General features: G+C 58.2%; 1 protein-coding gene. It reads left to right on the top strand.

Annotation, left to right across the window (positions count from 1 at the left end; genetic code table 11):
• Window positions 1-97 precede the first annotated feature (97 nt).
• Window positions 98-1,047 (top strand): IS630 family transposase gene (locus K7H91_RS25495; protein ID WP_230722964.1). Its coding sequence is split into 2 segments (ribosomal slippage): window positions 98-440 and window positions 440-1,047, totalling 951 coding nucleotides; the frame shifts between segments, so codons are not numbered across the junction.
• Window positions 1,048-1,062: the final 15 nt, after the last annotated feature.

Raw genomic sequence — 1,062 nt, 5'->3', positions numbered from 1 at the left:
CGCTAGAGCAATTTCTTACCGTTCAGAATCGGACTGGGATTCCCAAGACGGCTTGTTTCTGATTCAACATAGGGGCTGGGACAGGAGGCCAGCCTTTATGGTGAAAGCACTTTCCAAAGACCTTCGTGATCGACTGCTTGATGCCGTTGAGAATGGAATGTCGTGTCGTGCTGCGGCGGACAGGTTCGGCGTAGCCCCCTCGACCGCGATCCGCTGGGTGTCTCGTCTGAAGCAGACAGGTGCTCGCGCACCGAAGCAGCAAGGTGGTGACCTGCGCTCGCATCACATCGAAGCCCATGGCGATTTCATTCTGGGTCTGGTCGAGGAACGCAAGGACATCACCCTTGCCGAGATTGCCGAAAAGCTTGAAAGCGAGCGTTCTTTCACTGCGGCCCAGAGCACGATCTGGCGATTCTTCGCCCGGCGCGACATCACGTTCAAAAAAAGACAGCGCATGCTGCCGAGCAACAGCGTTCAGACATCCTGACGCGGCGGCAGTCCTGGTTTGACGGCCAGCTCGATCTTGATCCCGACAGGCTGGTGTTCATCGATGAAACCGGTGCGTCCACAAAGATGGCGCGGCTTTATGGCCGCTCGGTACGCGGCGTGCGATGCCGGGCGTCCGTTCCGCACGGTCACTGGAAGACGACAACCTTTGTCGGTGCATTGAGACGAACCGGCATGACTGCTCCCATGGTGCTGGACGGAGCGATGAATGCTCTCGCCTTCACCGCCTATGTCGAGCAGGTTCTTGTCCCAACATTGGCGCCCGGCGATATCGTCGTTATGGACAATCTACCCGCCCACAAGGTCGCCCCCGTACGCGCGGCCATCGAAAAGGCCGGGGCGCGGTTGCTTTTCCTGCCGCCCTACTCACCCGACCTCAACCCAATCGAAATGGCCTTCTCTAAACTCAAGGCAATCCTAAAAGCAGCAGCCTGCCGGACAGTCGCCGACCTCTGGGGCAAAATCGGCGAGGCCGTTGGCACATTCTCCCCGACTGAATGCCAGAACTACTTCGAAGCCGCCGGCTATGAACCTATATGATCGGAAACTGCTCTA

This window comes from Martelella mediterranea, from assembly GCF_021021415.1.
Lineage (GTDB): Bacteria > Pseudomonadota > Alphaproteobacteria > Rhizobiales > Rhizobiaceae > Martelella > Martelella mediterranea_C.
Note: the sequence above shows the minus strand (reverse complement) of the source record. Positions and strands in the feature narration are given on the sequence as shown.